13 protein-coding genes are annotated in these 16,229 nt (G+C 48.1%); all 13 read right to left on the reverse strand.

The features are described from left to right. Positions 1 to 36 precede the first annotated feature (36 nt). The 13 genes from aspS to ruvA all read right to left on the reverse strand — a co-directional run bounded on the left by aspS (position 37) and on the right by ruvA (position 16,228). Complete coding sequence (gene aspS, locus ERX55_RS01695; protein ID WP_133450846.1) at positions 37 to 1,812, reverse strand: aspartate--tRNA ligase; 1,776 nt, start codon at positions 1,810 to 1,812, stop codon at positions 37 to 39. Next, positions 1,812 to 3,074 (reverse strand): histidine--tRNA ligase, encoded by a 1,263-nt coding sequence (hisS, locus tag ERX55_RS01700; RefSeq protein ID WP_133450847.1) that lies wholly within the window; start codon positions 3,072 to 3,074, stop codon positions 1,812 to 1,814. The genes aspS and hisS overlap by 1 nt, the downstream gene beginning before the upstream one ends. Positions 3,075 to 3,364: 290 nt before the next feature. Then, the gene (locus tag ERX55_RS01705; RefSeq protein WP_133450848.1) at positions 3,365 to 4,198 is read right to left on the reverse strand and encodes an N-acetylmuramoyl-L-alanine amidase family protein; all 834 of its coding nucleotides are present in this window, start codon (positions 4,196 to 4,198) and stop codon (positions 3,365 to 3,367) included. Beyond that, the gene (gene dtd / locus ERX55_RS01710) at positions 4,195 to 4,647 is read right to left on the reverse strand and encodes a D-aminoacyl-tRNA deacylase (RefSeq protein WP_133450849.1); all 453 of its coding nucleotides are present in this window, start codon (positions 4,645 to 4,647) and stop codon (positions 4,195 to 4,197) included. Before dtd ends, ERX55_RS01705 begins: the two co-directional genes overlap by 4 nt. A 9-nt stretch (positions 4,648 to 4,656) precedes the next feature. Then, positions 4,657 to 6,849, reverse strand: a complete 2,193-nt coding sequence (locus ERX55_RS01715) for a RelA/SpoT family protein (protein WP_133450850.1) — start codon at positions 6,847 to 6,849, stop codon at positions 4,657 to 4,659. A 93-nt stretch (positions 6,850 to 6,942) separates the two neighbouring features. Beyond that, entirely contained in the window at positions 6,943 to 7,464 is a 522-nt protein-coding gene (locus ERX55_RS01720; RefSeq protein WP_133450851.1) for an adenine phosphoribosyltransferase, read from the reverse strand. Positions 7,465 to 7,479: 15 nt separating this feature from the next. Continuing rightward, entirely contained in the window at positions 7,480 to 9,717 is a 2,238-nt protein-coding gene (recJ, locus tag ERX55_RS01725; protein ID WP_133450852.1) for a single-stranded-DNA-specific exonuclease RecJ, read from the reverse strand. Positions 9,718 to 9,817: 100 nt separating this feature from the next. After that, positions 9,818 to 12,109 (reverse strand): protein translocase subunit SecDF, encoded by a 2,292-nt coding sequence (gene secDF / locus ERX55_RS01730; protein ID WP_133450853.1) that lies wholly within the window; start codon positions 12,107 to 12,109, stop codon positions 9,818 to 9,820. Between the two features lie 44 nt (positions 12,110 to 12,153). Next, positions 12,154 to 12,429 carry a preprotein translocase subunit YajC gene (gene yajC, locus ERX55_RS01735; protein WP_133450854.1) on the reverse strand — a complete coding sequence of 92 codons (276 nt, stop codon included), beginning with the start codon at positions 12,427 to 12,429 and terminating at the stop codon, positions 12,154 to 12,156. Positions 12,430 to 12,439: 10 nt separating this feature from the next. Continuing rightward, positions 12,440 to 13,579: a tRNA guanosine(34) transglycosylase Tgt gene (gene tgt / locus ERX55_RS01740; RefSeq protein WP_133450855.1), complete on the reverse strand. Its 1,140-nt coding sequence runs from the start codon at positions 13,577 to 13,579 to the stop codon at positions 12,440 to 12,442. A gap of 11 nt (positions 13,580 to 13,590) precedes the next feature. Then, positions 13,591 to 14,616, reverse strand: coding sequence for a tRNA preQ1(34) S-adenosylmethionine ribosyltransferase-isomerase QueA (gene queA / locus ERX55_RS01745; RefSeq protein ID WP_133450856.1), 1,026 nt, complete (start codon positions 14,614 to 14,616; stop codon positions 13,591 to 13,593). Position 14,617: 1 nt separating this feature from the next. Continuing rightward, on the reverse strand, positions 14,618 to 15,631 hold the full coding sequence (ruvB, locus tag ERX55_RS01750; protein WP_133450857.1) for a Holliday junction branch migration DNA helicase RuvB: 1,014 nt from the start codon (positions 15,629 to 15,631) through the stop codon (positions 14,618 to 14,620). A 12-nt stretch (positions 15,632 to 15,643) separates the two neighbouring features. Next, positions 15,644 to 16,228, reverse strand: coding sequence for a Holliday junction branch migration protein RuvA (gene ruvA, locus ERX55_RS01755; protein WP_133450858.1), 585 nt, complete (start codon positions 16,226 to 16,228; stop codon positions 15,644 to 15,646). Position 16,229 lies beyond the last annotated feature (1 nt).

Consider the following 16,229-nt stretch of genomic DNA (forward strand, 5'->3'; position numbering starts at 1 on the left):
TGACTCTATAATAGCACTTTTATTCAGGATTGCAACTTATTTATCTTCCTGCAGATTTAATTTGAGATTAAGTTCCTCCAGCTGTGCCGTATCAACCGCACTCGGAGCATCTGTCAGTAAGCATGTCGCAGAAGCCGTCTTAGGAAAGGCGATGACGTCACGCAGATTAGTGCGTCCAGCGAGCAGCATCACCATTCGGTCAAGACCGAGTGCAATACCACCATGAGGAGGCGCACCGTATTTGAAAGCATTCATAAGGAAGCCGAACTGTTTCTCTGCTTCTTCTTCTGAAAAGCCGAGCGCTTCAAACATCTTCGCCTGCATTTCCTGGTCATGGATACGGATAGAACCGCCGCCCAGCTCATAACCGTTCAGGACGATGTCATAAGCATTGGCCTGCACTTTGTCCTTATCCGTCATCAGCATATCCACATGTTCTTTCTTAGGGGCAGTGAACGGGTGATGGGCTGCGAAATAGCGGCCCGCTTCTTCATCATATTCAAAGAGCGGCCAGTCTGTGACCCAGAGGAAATTGAACTGATTGTCATCGATCAGACCGAGCTCTTTGCCTAGTTTATTACGTAAGTTCGCCAGTGCGGCATTGACTACATCCAGTTTATCCGCGACGAATAACACTAAGTCGCCCGCTTCGGCATGTGTGGTCTCCAGAAGTTCAGCCGTTGTGGTTTCATCAAAGAATTTAGCGATCGGACCGTTCAGACCTTCCGCTGTTACTTTGACCCACGCCAGCCCTTTTGCGCCGTAAATCTTGGCAAAGTCCTGCAGGGCATCGATATCTTTACGAGAATACTGCTCTGCCGCTTCTTTCACGACAAGCGCTTTGACCGCTCCGCCGTTCTGAACAGCATCCTTGAAGACTTTAAAGTCCATATGCGTAGCCAGGTCATTCAATGTCGTCAGCTTCATGTCAAAACGTGTATCGGGTTTATCGATACCATAGTCACGCATCGCCTCTTCGTAAGTCATACGCGGGAACGGCAGCTGGACGTCGATGCCTTTAACGTCTTTCATGATACGGGCCATCATGCCTTCGTTCATGGCGATCACATCTTCCTGATCAACGAAACTCATCTCGATGTCTATCTGTGTGAACTCAGGCTGACGGTCAGCACGTAAGTCTTCATCGCGGAAACATTTGACGATCTGATAGTATTTATCAAAGCCGCCGATCATTAAGAGCTGCTTAAAGATCTGCGGGGACTGTGGCAGTGCATAGAACTCACCCTCATGCACACGAGAAGGAACAAGATAGTCCCGCGCCCCTTCTGGCGTCGACTTCGTCAGTACAGGTGTCTCCACTTCATAGAAGCCTGACTCATCGAGGTAGTTTCTTACCGCACGCGTGATCTGGTGACGCATGCGGAACGTTTCAGCAAGCGGCGCACGGCGTAAGTCCAGATAACGATATTTCAGACGCACATCTTCAGCGACATCCACTTCTGATTCAATCTGGAAAGGAGGCGTCACCGCTTTATTGATGATGTTGATGGCTGTCACCTGCACTTCAATTTTACCAGTCTTGATCTTCGGATTGATGACCGCTGCATCGCGGGCCGTCACCTGGCCACGCACTTCTACGACATATTCAGAGCGCAGTGTCTCAGCCGCTTCAAGGGCTTCTTTTGAGAAATCCGGGTTGAAAACTATCTGTACGATGCCTTCACGGTCCCGCAGATCGATGAAAATCAGTCCACCGAGGTCACGGCGTTTCTGTACCCAGCCCTGTAATACGATTTCCTGTCCAATATATTCCTCTGTGACAAGCCCACAGTATGTTGTACGTTTCTCCATTATTTTCTCTCCTTCAAATAAGAGGTCAGTTCCTCAATTTTAACATCTGCCACTTCACCCGATGACATATCCTTCAATTTGACAGTACCGGATGCCAGTTCATCGCCGCCTAATACAAATGTATATTTCACGTTCAGACGGTCAGCCTGCTTCATCTGTGCCTTCATCTTGCGGTCCAGATAATCCATATCGGCCCGGATGCCGCCTGTACGTAATTCAGCAAGCAGCTTAACCGCTTCATTCACTGTTTCCGGCATGGTGACAATAAAGAGGTCAAGCTGCTCATCGACATCGAGCTCTATCCCTTCCGCCTCAAGCGCAAGAAGCAGACGCTCAATACTGAGAGCAAAACCGATCCCTGTTTCACTCGGTCCATCGAGCATTTCGAGGAGACCGTTATAACGTCCTCCACCTGAAAGGGTGGTGATCGCGCCGAACCCTTCAGCTTCACTCATCATCTCAAATGCCGTATGCGTATAATAATCCAGTCCGCGGACTAAATTAGCATCTTCAACATACGGGATGCCGAGGCGATCGAGATGACCTTTGACCGCTTCATAGTATTGTTTTGAGTAGTCATTCAGATAATCCGTGATCTTGGGTGCTGACTTAACAGCCGGCTGCTCACGGTCCACTTTACAGTCCAGTATCCGCATCGGGTTGGTATGGAGGCGGTTCTGACAGTCCTGACAGAAGGCACCGATGTGCGGCGTGAAATGTTCAACCAGTGCCGCCTTATATTCCTGGCGTGATTCCATATCACCGATTGAGTTGATGACGAGCTTCAGCGACTTCAGGCCGAAAGAGGAATAGATATGATAGAGCATATGCAGCACTTCCGCATCCACTGCGGGATTCTCTGCACCGATGACTTCGACACCAAACTGGACGAACTGACGGTAGCGCCCTTTCTGTTTACGTTCATAACGGAACATCGGCCCGTTATAGAAGAGTTTGACCGGCTGATTGGCCTGGCCGTGCATCTTATTTTCGATATAACTTCTGACCACTGCCGCTGTCCCTTCCGGACGAAGCGTCATACTGCGGTCCCCTTTATCCGTGAAAGTATACATCTCTTTTTGGACGATATCTGTCGAATCACCGACGCCTCGTGCGAAAAGATCAGTAGACTCAAAAATCGGCGTGCGAATTTCTTTGTAATTATAGCTTTTAGCGATTTCCACTAAGCGGCGTTCAATGTATTGCCATTTCGGTGTTTCTGCAGGCAGAATATCCTGTGTCCCTCTCGGAATGTTAATCATTATAATCCTCCTTAAAATAGAAAAAGCCCCTTATGCATCATGCATAAGGGACGAATCGACCGTGTTGCCACCCTAATTGATACCGAAGTATCCACTCTCAGGACAAGTATCGTTTGTCTGACGGCTCTACTTTCATAGAACGACCTCATCTATTGTTCACAGTCAGTCGTTTAATCATCTAATTTCAGCACCATAGATGTCTCTAGTAATAAACGGAAAGACCTTGATAGATTCACGCGGTCATATCTTCAGTTAAATTCATAGTACTTCGTCACCGCATTAAAGTCAAGTTAATAGACAAAGTAATTTCTCAGGCCATCGACGATAGAAGTCGTGACAATCTGACGATAGAGCGGGTCAGTCATCATCTTTTCATCTGTCGGATTACTGATGTAGCCCAGCTCCAGGAGTACCGCCGGCATTCTGGTCTGATCGATCACCTGAAATTTTTCCTGTCTGACACCACGATCGGATAACAGTGCTTTTTTCTTGATGGAAAAATGCAGGGTATCTGCCAGCACCTTCTGTGATTCATGGCTGTAATAGACCGTCAGTCCGTGCGGTGCTTTGTCACTCAGAGCATCACTGTGGAGGCTGACAAAGAGATCACCGGTCCCTTTACGGTCGTCCAGACTGACAAATTCATCTGTTGACCGTGTCATCACGACCTTGGCGCCTTCTTTTTTCAGCTTATCCCGCAGCATCAGCGCCGTTTTCAGCGTCACATCTTTCTCCAGCGTACCTGTCTGACTGCTCGCACCTTGGTCAGAGCCCCCATGTCCGGGATCAAGAATAATCGTCTTGTTTTTAAAGGGGTGCTCGGTCGCCACTGTATCGGGGGCGATATTAAGGTCGGTATGCCAGCCGGCTATCCAGCCTTTCTTCTTCTTATCGCCTACATAGTACCATTTGCCTTCATGCTTGATGATTTTAAGTCTGTCGCCTTTCTCAACATCAAAGACGACGGGATATGATGCCTGAGGACCGGTCCGCAGCTCACCATCCTCAATCATCTTAAGAGACGTCCGCTCACCTGACCGGCCTGCTGCAAACCAGAATATCAGCAGCGCCATAAGAATACCTGCCAACAGCGCAGCTAAGAGAATTAATCGGTTCCGCTTCATTGAATCTTGCCGTCCCGGCTCTCATAAATAAGGGTCACAGGGCCATCGTTGATGAGTTCTATGGCCATATCTGCACCAAATATACCTGTTTTAACCGTCAAGTTCTCCCGGCGCAGCAGCTCATTGAACTGGTCATACATCTTGCTTGCTTCATCAGGTGTCCGCGCCTTAGTGAAACTCGGCCGGTTGCCTTTACGGACATCTGCATATAAAGTGAACTGCGAAATAGACAGGATGCTGCCAGCAACATCCTGTATCGAACGGTTCATCTTACCCATGTCATCTTCAAACAGACGTGCAGTACTGATTTTTTTAGCCATTGCCGTTAAATCCGCCTCAACTGTCTCCTCCCCGATGCCGACCAGGAGAAGAAAACCTTGTTCTATTGCTTCAAAATGTTCATCAGTCGTTACAGATGCGCGACTCACTCGCTGTAATACTACTTTCATATGCCACCTCTAATTCCAGATTCGGCTGACCGTATAAATATCGCTCAACTGTTTAATACGATCCACTACTCTCTGAAGTTCTGCTACATTCTTGACCATAATCCCGATATTGATCCTCACATGCTTATCGATGTCTGCACGACCATGCACGTGGACAAGGGAGACGTTTGTTGAGTTCACCGCATGGAGCACTTCGTTGAGCAGTCCGTTATGGTCATAGGCCGTCACTTCGAGATCAACCTGATAGGTCTGATTCTGGTTGATGGCTGCAACCCAGTTGACATCAATCAGACGTTCTGTCTCATCCTTGATATTCGGGCACTCTGTACGATGCACTTTGACACCATGTCCTTTTGTGATATAACCCACAATTTCATCGCCCGGAATCGGATTGCAGCATTTCGATAGTTTGATCAGCATGTTATCCATGCCTTCAACATACACACCGGATTCGGTCTGAATAGACGGTTTTGAGGATAGGGATTTATTGACTTCCTGCACCTGGTTCAGCGCCAGTTCTTTACGTTTGATGCGAATCTTTTCGGATAACTTGGCGACTACATTAGATGCGGTAAGCCCGCCGAAACCTACTGCGGCATACATATCGTCGGTATGGCTGAAATTATATTTATCCTTCAGCATGTTCAGATTCTCTTCAGTAAGGACTTCATCGAGACGGTAGTTCTGCTCCTTGATTTCTGCCTCAATCATGAACTTGCCTTTTTCAATATTGCTTGAACGGTCCTGTTTCTTGAAGAAGCTGCGAATCTTGCTTTTAGCGCTCGATGACTTGACGATCTTCAGCCAGTCCCGACTCGGACCATATGAATGCTTGGAGGTCCGAATTTCTATGATATCGCCCGTGTGCAGCTCATAGTCAATCGGCACTATCTTGCCGTTCACTTTGGCGCCGATCATCTTGTTGCCGACTTCACTATGCACCGCATAGGCAAAATCAATCGGCACTGCACCGATCGGCAGCTCGACGACGTCACTTTCAGGCGTGAAGACGTACACTTTATCGCTCTGAAGATCATACTTCAGCGATTCCATAAATGCTTCCGCATCAAGAGAAGTTGAATCCGCTTCCTCAATCTCTTCGATCCAGCCCATCTTGCTGAGTGACTTCGCTTCATCAGGATTGACCAGCTGCTTCCCTTCCTTATAAGCCCAGTGTGCCGCAACCCCGTGCTCCGCAATCTCATGCATCTCTTTCGTCCGGATCTGAATTTCAAGTGGATCCCCGTTAGGTCCGACAACTGTCGTATGCAGCGACTGGTACATGTTCGGTTTCGGCATAGCGATATAGTCCTTGAAGCGGCCCGGCATCGGTTTCCAGAGCGTGTGGACCAGCCCTAAGACAGCATAGCAGTCCTTGATAGAGTCCACTATGACCCGGATAGCGAGTAAGTCGAAGATCTGGTCGAACTGTTTCTTCTGCTTGACCATCTTGCGATAGATACTATAGATATGTTTCGGCCGACCCGAGATCTCACCATGAATATCCGTGATCTCCATTTCATGCTGAATATTTTCTATCGCATTATGTATATATTCTTCCCGTTCGCTGCGTTTTTTCTTCATCAGATGGACGATGCGGAAATACTGGATGCTGTCGATATAACGCAGAGAGATATCCTCGAGCTCCCATTTGATGGTACTGATCCCAAGACGGTTTGCCAGCGGTGCGTAGATTTCCAGTGTCTCCTTCGCGATTCTGACCTGTTTTTCATGAGGCATCGCTTTAAGCGTCCGCATATTGTGCAGACGGTCTGCAAGCTTGACTAAAATGACCCGCACATCTTTCGCGATGGCAATGAACAGTTTGCGGTGATTTTCAGCCTGCTGCTCTGCTTTTGAGCGGTACTTGACTTTTTCAAGCTTCGTCACGCCATCGACTATCGTGGCCACTTCTGTATTGAACATCGTCTGCAGATTTTCGTAGGTATAGGGTGTGTCCTCTACTACATCATGCAGAAAACCGGCGACAATAGTAGGTGCATCGAGCTTCATTTCAGCGAGAATACCTGCAACTTGAATCGGGTGCATGATATAGGGCAGCCCATTCTTCCGGAACTGGCCTTCATGCGCTTTTTCTGCAAGTTGATAGCTTTTGACAACAAACTGATAATCTTCTTCAGACAGATAACTGCGCGTCATCGCAAGTACATCATCAGCTGTATATGGATATTCGTTATTCACGCTATCACCTCACTTTTTATAGTGTTTTTATCATACTATAAAACATAGTAGAAATAAATATAAACAAAAAAGAATAAAGCAGCTCCCGCCGCATTATTCTTCGTCATACGAGACTAGAGACAGAACATCATAGCCCTTAAGTTTCTCCATCCCGTTCAAATACTTCAGGTCGATGATGAAGGCAATACCCGCAACAATGCCGCCGAGCTCCTCAACGAGCTTGATAGTCGCTTCGATTGTACCGCCTGTCGCCAGCAGATCATCTGTGATGAGTACACGCTGACCTGGTTTGATAGCATCGCGGTGCATCGTCAGCACATTTGACCCGTATTCAAGGTCATATTCATATCGAATGACTTCACGCGGCAGTTTGCCTTCTTTTCTGACCGGTGCAAAGCCGATACCCATCGCATAGCTGACCGGGCAGCCGATGATGAAGCCGCGTGCTTCAGGCCCGACGACAAGGTCGACCTGCTTGTCCTTCGCATAGGCAACAATCTGATCGGTCGCATAGCGGTATGCTTCTCCATTATCCATGATAGTGGTGATATCCTTGAAATTGACGCCCGGAATCGGCCAATCCTTTACTTCTGAAATATACTCTTTTAAATCCATAGTAGCCTCCTGTGACTAGAACATTTTGTCATTAATTAGATTCTTGATACTATCAAATGAAGAATAAAGCAGTTGTTGCTCACGTGCCAGCTGGGCATGACGTGCTCTGTAGACAGGTGAAGCCTGCATATCTACTTTTCCCGCTTCCTTGTTGACGACAAGAAGGCCGCCCTCTTCATGCACCAGCCCCCGCTCCTTCAGGACTTCTATCATGAACTTCAGCGAATCAGGTGATACGCCGAGCGTCTGACAGATGGAGACCCCTTGCTGGACTAGGTTGACCGGTCCTTTGAACAAGATTTTATAAAGCTGCCTGAACTTATCCAGACTCGGCATCCCGTCAAAGTAGACTTGTACTGCTGAATGAAAGATCACATAAATCTGTTTGGCAGTTGCAGATTTCATCGATTCACTGAAGGCGGTTAAATCCTCCGGCAGATCTCTCAGCACAATTTTATCATGCCCTGACAGATTATCGCCATAGTAAAAATAATGTTCATTCTGTCTCGGACGATTCGGATTGATAAGATAGATCACGTCCTCATCCTTCAGAAAGGCAAAACGGCTGGCATGCTGATTGCGATAATCGATGTAGCGCACATTATCTGTTCTGACATCCTCGAGAATCATCTGAGGTGTGACATGACCATTCCATTCATTCAACTGAAATTTGCCGCAGACATCCACGACTGTATCAACCGGATAGTCATGAACATAGTGGCCGCCTGACCATTTCAAAGCTGTCAATGAGTCATCGAGCATCATCTTCATATGGGCCCCCTGCTGTCCAATGGCCTTGGTCTGCGTAACCGTCAGATCACTCAGTTTAAAGATGGGCTGTGGATTGCCTGTGCCAAAGGGTCTCAGTTTGTCCAGCTGCCTGATAGCATCAGCCGTCACATCGCCCATACCGACTTCCGCATCCACTTCAAGAATCGGCTGCAGCTCCCCTTCTTCTTCAATCAGGTCATTCAGTGCCTGTTCTAGTTGAGCGATATTTTCCCGCGGCATCGTCAGCCCTGCCGCCATATGGTGGCCGCCAAATTTAGAGAGCAGTGCTTCCTGCGCGGTCAGATAATCAAACATCGACACCTGGACGATGCTTCTGGCAGAGCCCTTCGCATAATCAGCCCCGAGGTTCAGGACAATAGTGGGCCTGTAATACTGTTCGACAATCCTGGAAGCGACAATACCCAGTACACCTTCGTTCCAGTTCACGCCGGTAATCACGAGAAAATTAAGCCCCTGCGCCACTTTGTCCGCTGCCTGTGCGAGTGCTTCTTCAGTGATGTCCTGCACGACAGTCTTACGCTTGATGTTATAGGCATCAACACTTCCAGCGAGCTCGGCTGCATAGGCCGGGTCCTGCTCCATTAAGAGTTCGGCAGCGGGTCGTGCATCTTCCAGCCGACCGACTGCGTTCAGGCGCGGACCGATGATAAAACCGATCGTCTCTTCTGTCACCTCACCTTGATGAGAGGCCTGAGAAAGCAATGCACGGACACCGACCGGTAATGACTGATTCAGCGCCTCCAGCCCCTTCTTGACGAGCCATCTATTCTCTCCGGTCAGGGGCACCAGGTCACTGACCGTGCCGATCGCAGCAAAGCCGATCAGGCTCGGCTCAGTTCTGCCGGTCAGTGCCGTTGCAAGCTTCAGACTCACACCGGCACCGGCAAGATAAGGACAAGGATAGTTACCGTCTGGATGAGCGGGGTGAATCACCGCATAGGCATCCGGCAGTGACTCACCTATTTCATGGTGGTCTGTAATAATGACATCGATGCCCAGCTCCTTAGCCACCTCCACTTCATGATGGCCCTTCACCCCATTATCGACTGTAATGATAAGTCCGACCCCATCATCGGCAAAAGAGCGGAATGCCTCGGCATTCGGGCCGTAACCTTCTGTAAAGCGGTTCGGGATATAGAAGTCGGCCATGGCGCCGATTTCCTCAAGTGCTACCATCAGAATGGTCACACTTGTCACACCGTCAGCATCGTAGTCACCATAGACCATGATCGGTTCCATTTCTTCCACAGCACGCTTTATCCTTGAAACTGCCTTCTCCATATCATACATCAGAAAAGGGTCGGCCAAGTCGCTCTCATCAAACCAAGTCTCGAGCTCCTCCCGAGTGGTGATGTAACGTGCCTCAAGTACCTCCTTAAGCAGAGGCGGTATTTTGAATTCTTTAGCAAGCGCAGAATCCAGTTCCGCCTTTTTTTCTTTTAAGAGCCATTGTTTAGCCATCCAGGTCATCCTCCTAACCGTTATATTATACCTGTTTCCCATTAAAAATGAAATTCAATAGAAAAAGCAGACCTGAGGAAGGTCTGCTGATCAGAGAAGATTAGACGTAAATCTTCTCATCGTTTTTAGGTTTTTCCGTATAGACAGTCAGTTGTCCGCCGCTCGCTTTAAGCTGACGCTTCTTCAAGATGCCCCATAACGGCACAGCTATAAAGATTGAGCTGAAGACCCCTGACACTAAACCGATCAAGAGCGCGACCGAGAAGTTAAAGATGCTCGGAGCACCGAGGAAAATCAGGGCGACGACCACAATGATAACGGTCAGTACGGTGTTGATCGAACGCGTCATTGTCTGTCTGATAGAGCTGTTGACAATTCTGTCTATCTGTTCCGGTGCGGTGATGACTTTGATCTTATGCAGATTCTCCCGCACACGGTCAAACGTGACGATGGTGTCATTGATTGAGTAACCGATAATCGTCAGTACAGCTGCGATAAAGGTCATATCCACTTCCAGTCTGATCAAGCTGAAGACGGCAATAATCAGAAAAGCGTCATGCAGCAGGGCTAGAACAGAAGTCAGACCCATGCGCCACTCGAAACGTAATGTCACATAAATGATGATGCCGATCGATGCGATAAGTGTCGCAAGCATCGCATTCTTAGCCAGTTCCTTACCGATGACCGGTGATACTGTATTGACGTTCGGCTCAAAGCCATACTTATCATCGATCACATTCTTCAGGTCATCAATCTGTGTTTTTGTCAGAGGTTCTTTATACTGGACGACCGCAGTCTTTTTATCGGCTCCGGACAGTGTAATGGTGCCATCCGCTAGATCAATGGTCTGCAGGTCCTTCTCCAGCGTCTCCACATTGATAGCCTGTTCACTCTTCACATCGACACGAGATCCTTGCGTGAAGTCAATCCCCAGGTTCAGCTTGAATACTGACAGTGCAATCACGCCCAGTATAATCGAAGCAAGCGAGAGCATCAGTAATGGCTTTGCGAGTTTCATGAAATCAATGCGGTCCCAGACTGTGTGTAGATCGTGAATATCATAGCCTTCAGACAAGTCATGACGATGTTTCGGACTGATACCGAAGAGGCTGAAGTGCTTGTTAAAGAAATTGGAGTTGACGACCAGAGCCATCAGCAGCCTTGTAAAGAAGACTGAGGTGATGAAACTCATCAGGATGGCGAGCAGAAGCATCGTCGCGAAACCTTTGACACTGCTGACCCCAAAGAAGAAAAGAACAAGCGCTGCCAGGACAGTCGTGATGTTGGCATCAAAGATAGTCAGAAATGACGACTGTGACCCTTTCTGGTAAGCCTGTTTCAGACTGCGCCCGATCCTCAGCTCATCTTTAATTCGTTCGTACATGATGATATTGGCGTCAACTGCCATCCCGACACCCAGCACGAGCGCCGCAATACCCGGCAGAGTCAGAACGCCGTTAATCATGTTAAACGCCAGCATGGTCAAGTAAATATATGCTGATAACGTGATGACCGCAATCAGGCCCGGCAGTCTGTAGTAGAAGAGCATGAATAAGAAGATCAGACCGACCCCTACTGCTGAGGCTAATAAGGTCTTGTGTAAAGCATCCTGTCCGAACTGAGCGCCTACAGAAGTAGAATACACTTCATCAAGCTTGACAGGTAATGACCCTGAGTTCAGTAAGTCAGCGATCTGCTTGGCACGCAGCAAGCCGTCCTGACCTGCGAAACCACCTGAGATTTCAACATTTTCAGAATTGATCGGCTGTTCCACTGAAGCAGCGCTGACATATTTCGGCTGCTTACCTTCCTGCTCGCGTTGCAGTTCTTTCTTATAGCTGTCTTTCCCTTCCTCAAAGTCCATCCAGATGACCATGACATTCGGTGTCATCTTCGAGACTTTTTCAGTGACTTCCCTGAACTTGCTGGCAGATTTAAGTTTAAGTGAAACGGCGGCTTCATTCGTGTCTTGCTTGAAGCCTTGCTTTGCGCCCCCTTGAACTAAATCCTTTCCGGACAGGAGAAGCTTATCGTTCGCATCGCGAATCGTTAAGTTCGCACTGGTCGATAGAATTTTACGGGCTTCATTCTGATTCTTGACACCCGCCAGCTGAACCCGGATACGGTTGCCTTCTTCAATCTGAATTTTCGGCTCCGATACACCGAGCACATTGACACGGGATTCTAATGTTTTACTGGTCGCTTTAACAGCCTCTTCATCAATCTTGTCACCTTTATCAAGTGGTTTGACCTGATACAGCACTTCAAACCCACCTTGCAGGTCGAGCCCAAGATTGACGTCTTTCATCACTTTCTGCACGGTGCCACCGATTAAGCTGAACAATAGAATAGCAAGCAGCAGAAAAGCAACGATTCTACTTCTCTTTTTCACAATTTCACCTCTTTATATAAATACTGACATCATCATATCATAGATTAAGAAGGACGTTTATCTTTGATGGCCTGCTTATCAAAAGTCAGCTCCTGGTTCCGTCCGACCAGTAACGTCACCGTCTGGGTATCAGTTGCTTTAACGGTGCCGTGGATGCCACCGATTGTCACCACCCGGTCTCCTTTCTTGAGACCGTTGATCAGCAGATTCTGTTTTTCATTTCTTTTCTGCTGCGGTCTGACCATCGCAAAATAACCGATCACAATGATGGCCAGCAGCGGCAGAATATTGACTAAAATCATCTGTAAGTTTTCGTTCATCTTTATTCTCCTAGAAGTTTTTTGGATTTTCGACGTTCAGGCCATAGCTCTCAAAGAATTCCTCTTTAAAGTCCAGCAGGCGGTCGTTACGAATCGCTTCACGCACCTGTTCCATCATATTCAAGAGAAAATGCAGGTTATGAATAGAGGTCAGACGGATACCGAATGTCTCATCTGCCTTGATCAGATGTCTGATATAAGCCTTCGTATAGTTTTTGCAGGTGTAGCAGTCACAGTTCTCATCAAGCGGCGTGAAATCCCGTTCGTACTTCGCATTTTTCACCACTACACGGCCTTTTGAAGTCATGCAGGTGCCATTGCGTGCGATACGTGTCGGCAGGACGCAGTCGAACATATCAATGCCGCGTATCGCGCCTTCAATCAAGGCATCAGGTGAACCGACACCCATCAGATAGCGGGGTTTATTGAACGGCATCAGCGGAGTGGTATGTTCAAGCATGCGATACATGATAGGCTTAGGTTCACCGACAGACAGTCCGCCGATTGCATAGCCCGGAAAATCAAGTGACACGAGGTCCTTCGCACTTTGCGTACGCAAGTCTTCATATTCGCCCCCCTGGATGATGCCGAACAGCGCCTGATCTTCAGGTCGGTTGTGTGCCTTCAGACAGCGTTCAGCCCAGCGAGAGGTTCTTTCTATTGAATCTTTGACGTACTGATATTCAGCGGGCATCGGCGGGCATTCGTCAAACGCCATCATGATGTCAGAACCGAGATCGTTCTGGATCTGCATCGCTTTCTCAGGGCTCAGGAACAACTTAGAACCATTCAGATGATGTCTGAAATGAACCCCTTCTTCTTCGATCTTACGCATATCGCTTAAACTGAAGACCTGGAAGCCGCCCGAATCTGTTAATATCGGTCCGTCCCAGTTCATAAACTGATGCAGTCCACCTGCTTCACGGATAATATCACTTCCCGGACGCAGCCAGAGATGATAGGTGTTGCTCAAGATGATTTTTGCATTCATCGCATGCAGTTCTTCCGGACTTACTGTTTTAACAGTCGCCTGTGTACCGACAGGCATAAACATCGGTGTCTCAAAAGAACCATGCGGGGTATGGACGATCCCTAGACGCGCCCCTGATTGTTTACAAGTTTTAATATGTTCATAAGTTACTGCTGGCATAATATTCTCCTTTAATAAATAAACATCGCATCGCCAAAACTGAAGAAGCGATACTTTTCTTTGACGGCTTCTGCATAGGCATTCAGGACGTACTCCCTTGTCGCAAGACTTGATATCAGCATCATCAGCGTCGATTTCGGCAGATGGAAGTTAGTGATCATCGCATCTATCCCTTTGAACTCATAGCCGGGATAAATGAAGATATCCGTCCATCCTGAAGTCTCAGTGAAATCAGCATGCAGCGATGCAATCGTCTCAAGTGTCCGGGTGGAAGTCGTGCCGACCGTAATAATGCGGCCGCCGTTCTCCCGTGTCTCATTCAAGATATCTGCAGTCTGCTGCGACATCTCGTAATATTCACTGTGCATATCATGGTCTTCTATCTCTTCGACACTGACAGGCCTGAATGTACCGAGCCCGACATGTAAGGTGATATAGGCGATATTCACACCTTTAGCAGCAATCTTTTCAAGCAGGTCCTCTGTAAAATGGAGGCCAGCTGTCGGTGCCGCAGCTGAGCCGACTGCTTTGGCATAGACGGTCTGATAGCGGGACTGGTCTTCAAGCTGTTCCTTTATATACGGCGGCAGCGGCATTTCACCCAGTTCCTCAAGCCGCTCCTGCAGGATTCCGTTATACTGAAGCGTCATGATGCGCCCGCCTTGAGGCAGGAGCTCCTTACAGACTGCTGTCAGTTTTCCGTCACCGAAACTGACGACTGTTCCTACTGTGACACGTTTAGCAGGCTTTATCAGGACCTCCCAGTCATTGTCCGTCATTTGTTTCAGCAGCAGCATCTCGACTTTAGCGCCTGTTTCTTCTTTGATGCCGTATAGTCTGGCCGGCATGACCTTGGTGTCGTTCAGCACTAAAGTGTCACCTGCATTCAGATGACTGATAATATCAGAAAAATGTTCGTGACTGACAGCACCCGTTTCCTTATTCAAGGTCATCAGACGGCTCGAAGTCCGGTCAAGAAGCGGCGTCTGCGCGATCAGTTCTTCCGGCAGTTCAAAATCAAAATCATTTACATTCACGTTATTTCCTCTTTTCGTTACGATACGGATAATTAAAATGTTCATAAGCGAACGGCGTGGCCGCACGGCCGCGTGTTGTCCGTTCCAGAAAACCTTTTTGAATCAGGAAAGGTTCGTAGACATCTTCTAACGTCACACGTTCTTCGCCTATACTGACAGCAATCGTATCAAGGCCTACCGGTCCGCCGTTATAGCGTTCAATGATTGCCGTCATAATTTTGTGGTCGATGTGATCGAGACCATGCTGATCGACCTGCAGCATATCCAGTGACTGTCTCGTCGTCTCAATATGAATCATATCCGAACCCTGCACCTGCGCAAAGTCCCGCACACGTCTAAGCAGACGATTCGCAATACGCGGCGTACCCCGGCTACGGCTGGCAATCTCTCCAGCTGATTCATCATCAATCTCTGTAGCAAAAACAGCGGCCGTACGCGTGATGATCTCCTTCAGGCTCTCTTCGTCATAGTAATCCAGCCTTAAATGCACGCCGAATCGGTCTCTCAAAGGTGCAGACAGACTACCTGCACGCGTCGTGGCGCCCACCAAAGTGAAAGGCGGCAGATCAATACGGATACTGCGCGCTTCCTCCCCTTTACCGACCACGATATCCAGACAGAAATCTTCCATCGCCGGATAAAGAATTTCCTCAACGACACGTGACAGTCTGTGAATCTCATCGATAAACAGGACATCGCCTGCATTCAGCGACGAAAGAATAGCGGCCAGGTCGCCGGGGCGTTCAATTGAAGGACCGGACGTCGTGCGGATATTGACCTCCATCTCATTCGCGATAATATTGGCGAGCGTCGTCTTACCGAGACCTGGAGGGCCGTATAGCAGGACATGATCCAATGCTTCCTCGCGGAGTTTCGCCGCCTGAATAAAAATCTCCAGATTATTCTTCAGCTTAGGCTGACCGATATATTGATGAAGGTAATGCGGTCGCAGACTCAGTTCGGTCTCCGCTTCAACATCATTCATCAGGTGGTCATCCATCATACGTTCATCCATATAGCCACTTCCTTAAGAAACTAAAATCTGTAGTCCTCTTTTAATATTGTCGTCTACTTGCTCTATTTTTTCAGCTTTCAGTATTTTCTCAACCTTCGTCAGTTCCCGTTTGGAATAGCCCAGTGCTTCAAGTGCGAGTAAGGCTTCTGAAACTGCACCGGTGTCAGAGAATTCCTCGAAAAGTGCTGATTCATCTGTAATGATGAGTTTGCCCTTTAAGTCGAGAATAATCTGACGTGCGGTTTTTTTGCCGATGCCCGGAAACTTGATGAGGTAAGCTTCATTTTCTTCTTCAATAGCCCGTCTGATTTCATCAGGTGTGCTCGTCGCAAGGATGGCCAGAGCCGATTTCGGACCGATGCCCGTCACTTTGTTGAGTGACAGAAAGAGACTTTTCTCCTCTGCACTGATGAAACCATATAACGTATGCGCATCTTCACGGACAATCAGCTGCGTATAAAGCCGGGTCTCTTTATGCAGGTATTTCTGCAGACGATAAGGATTCGGTGTATGACACTCATAGCCGACGCCCCCGATGTCCATGACGACATGTGTGGGTGTGATCTGTGTCAGTTGACCTTGTAAATAAGCGTACATA

Origin of the sequence: Macrococcus bovicus (assembly GCF_004359575.1) — a bacterium.
Taxonomy (GTDB): Bacteria; Bacillota; Bacilli; order Staphylococcales; family Staphylococcaceae; genus Macrococcus; species Macrococcus bovicus.

Excerpts from the sequence above, each read along its gene's own strand:
- yajC (WP_133450854.1), bottom strand. The coding sequence starts at position 12,429 with ATGAACGAAAACTTACAGATGATTTTAGTCAATATTCTGCCGCTGCTG.
- tgt (WP_133450855.1), bottom strand. The coding sequence starts at position 13,579 with ATGCCAGCAGTAACTTATGAACATATTAAAACTTGTAAACAATCAGGG.
- hisS (WP_133450847.1), bottom strand. The coding sequence starts at position 3,074 with ATGATTAACATTCCGAGAGGGACACAGGATATTCTGCCTGCAGAAACA.
- ruvB (WP_133450857.1), bottom strand. The coding sequence starts at position 15,631 with ATGGATGAACGTATGATGGATGACCACCTGATGAATGATGTTGAAGCG.
- recJ (WP_133450852.1), bottom strand. The coding sequence starts at position 9,717 with ATGGCTAAACAATGGCTCTTAAAAGAAAAAAAGGCGGAACTGGATTCT.
- ERX55_RS01720 (WP_133450851.1), bottom strand. The coding sequence starts at position 7,464 with ATGGATTTAAAAGAGTATATTTCAGAAGTAAAGGATTGGCCGATTCCG.
- aspS (WP_133450846.1), bottom strand. The coding sequence starts at position 1,812 with ATGGAGAAACGTACAACATACTGTGGGCTTGTCACAGAGGAATATATT.
- ruvA (WP_133450858.1), bottom strand. The coding sequence starts at position 16,228 with ATGTACGCTTATTTACAAGGTCAACTGACACAGATCACACCCACACAT.
- dtd (WP_133450849.1), bottom strand. The coding sequence starts at position 4,647 with ATGAAAGTAGTATTACAGCGAGTGAGTCGCGCATCTGTAACGACTGAT.
- ERX55_RS01705 (WP_133450848.1), bottom strand. The coding sequence starts at position 4,198 with ATGAAGCGGAACCGATTAATTCTCTTAGCTGCGCTGTTGGCAGGTATT.